At 76.4% G+C, this 2184-nt stretch carries 2 protein-coding genes and 1 pseudogene; 2 read left to right on the forward strand and 1 reads right to left on the reverse strand.

The features are described from left to right. Positions 1-91: 91 nt before the first annotated feature. Positions 92-586, reverse strand: coding sequence for a MarR family winged helix-turn-helix transcriptional regulator (locus ACZ4UB_RS11635; RefSeq protein ID WP_468069956.1), 495 nt, complete (start codon positions 584-586; stop codon positions 92-94). 87 nt (positions 587-673) lie between these two features. Between ACZ4UB_RS11635 and ACZ4UB_RS11640 the strand changes: the two genes are divergently transcribed. Continuing rightward, positions 674-1030 (forward strand): HGxxPAAW family protein, encoded by a 357-nt coding sequence (locus tag ACZ4UB_RS11640; RefSeq protein ID WP_468069957.1) that lies wholly within the window; start codon positions 674-676, stop codon positions 1028-1030. A gap of 88 nt (positions 1031-1118) precedes the next feature. After that, positions 1119-2184: pseudogene (locus ACZ4UB_RS11645) on the forward strand (hypothetical protein); the annotation flags it as partial.

Consider the following 2184-nt stretch of genomic DNA (forward strand, 5'->3'; position numbering starts at 1 on the left):
GCAATGGGTTCCTAGACAGCTCCCACCACACCGGAGGTCTTCGTCATGTTCAAGACCTACCGAGTGTCAACAACGCTCGTGATCAATACACCTAGTGCGCGGTGATCCGGTCGTTGGTGGAGCGTACGTGCTCCAGGTGGGCGCGGGCCTCCTCGGCGGCCCGGGCGAACCAGTCGGCGATCACGGCGACCTCGTCGGGGGTGTAGTCGGCGAAGAGCGCGGCGAGCCGGGCGTAGAAGGGCTCGTACACCGCGACCACCCGCGCGGCGGCGGTCGGATCGGCGACCACCCGCACCCGGCGCCGGTCCGAGGGGTCGGGCTGCCTGCGGGCGTACCCGGCGCGCTCCAGCCGGTTGAGCACGCCCGTGACGGCTCCGGTGGTCAGGTTGGCCCGCTCGGCCAGGTCGCCGGCGCCGAGCGGGTTCTCCGCGGCGCCCAGGACGTGTCCGAGGCAGGTCAGATCGGTGACGTTCAGCCCCAGCAACTGGGCCACCTCCTGCTGGCCGACCAGGCCGAGGCTGACGTAGGCGTCCATGCGCTGGATCGCCTCCCCGGCCGTGGCCGGGGGGCGGGGCTTGCCGTCCACGCGAATACTCCTTAGCATCTAAGTAACTTAGCTCGTGAGATGAAAGATCTCGCTCCGAGCCTACTGTCGCCCACCCCCGGGAGAATCATGAGCGCGCACGGAGACGTCGACTTGGGCCACACCGTGGCCGGCTGGACCGGAACCGTCGTGGGTGTGCTCGGTTCGACGGTCACCGGACTCGCCGTCTGCCTCGGCTCGACCCCCGGCGTGTGGGCCGGCCTCGCGCTGGTCCTCCTGTCGGTCCTCGCCACCTGGGTCCTGCACCTCGCGGGCTGGGGCAAGGCGAGCGGGCCCCGCCCGCACGCCCTGCGCGACTGGCGGGTGCGCGACACCGCCGCCCGCGCCGGTCACGCGGACTGCGTCGGCTGCCGCGTCGCCGCCCGCGGGGTGCACGGCGGGGGCGCCCGCGCACGGTCGCGGGTGGACGCGTCCGCGGCGGGGTGACGGCGCGCGCCCGCGACCGACCCGGGCGCGGGCGCCCCGCGGTGCCCCGGGCCGTGGGCCGTGGCGCCCCTCGGTGACACTTGTCCGCATGGCTCAAGATCTCCGGGACCCCGCGGACCTGCTCCTCGACGCGCTCGAACCCCTCGCGTACTCCGCGCGCATGCGCTCCTTCGCCGCCCGCGTGCGGGACATGGGACCCGAGCGGGCCGCCGCGTTGGCCGCGACCCTGGACCGGCGCGGCACCTACGAGCGTTCGCTCGGTGTCCTCGCCGCCGCCGTGGCCGGGGACACCGCCTGGATCGCGGCGCGGCTCGCCGACCCGGACGCCGTCGTGCGCGGGCATGCGCTGGACGTCGCCGGCCGCGTCGACGACGAGGCATTCGTCGCAGCCCTCGACGACGCCCCGGCGGCCGTCCGGGGGCAGCTGCTGCGGGCCGTCGTCGCCGGACGCCGCACCGCGCTCGCCGACCGGCTCGTCGACGCGGTCCGCGCGGACTGGGGCGACGCCGAAGCCGCCGTGCTGCTCCCCGGATGCGGGGCGCCGACCGTCGAGCGGCTGCTGCCGGCCGTGTCCTACGCCGTCACGGGCTGGGGCCACCTCGCCCGCCGGCACCCCGACCTCCTCGCCGACGCCCTCGACGGGGAACTGCGCGCCCTGCCCGAGGCGTCGCGGGCCGAGTGGTGGTACCGCAGGGCCTCCGCCGTCGAGGCCCTGGCCGTCGCCCGGCCGCTGCGGGTGCTGGACCTGCTGGAGCGCGGCGCCGCCCACGGACTGCCCCGCCCGCTCCACCGGCTGGCCGCGCCCCTGTCGCACGCCGACCCGGACCGCACCCTGCGGCTCCTGATCACCCCGGGCGGCGACCTCCTGCCCGAAAGCGTCGCCGGGCGCCCCGCGGTCCTGGCCCGGCTGGCCCGCGGCGCCTCGCCGCGGACCCTGCTCGCGCTGGGCACGATGCTCCACCGCCATCGCGCGCACCCGGGCCAGTTCGCCCGGCTGACCGCGGCCCTGGCGCCCGGGCGCCGGGCGGCCTGGGGGGGGGGGGGGGGGGGGGGGGGGGGGGGGGGAAGAGGGGGGGGGGGGGGGGGGGGGGGGGGGTTTGTTTTCTGGTGGGGGGCAAAGAAACCGCCCACTCGCCTCCCTTTCCCCCACAACC

This window comes from Streptomyces sp. NPDC028419, assembly GCF_055565515.1.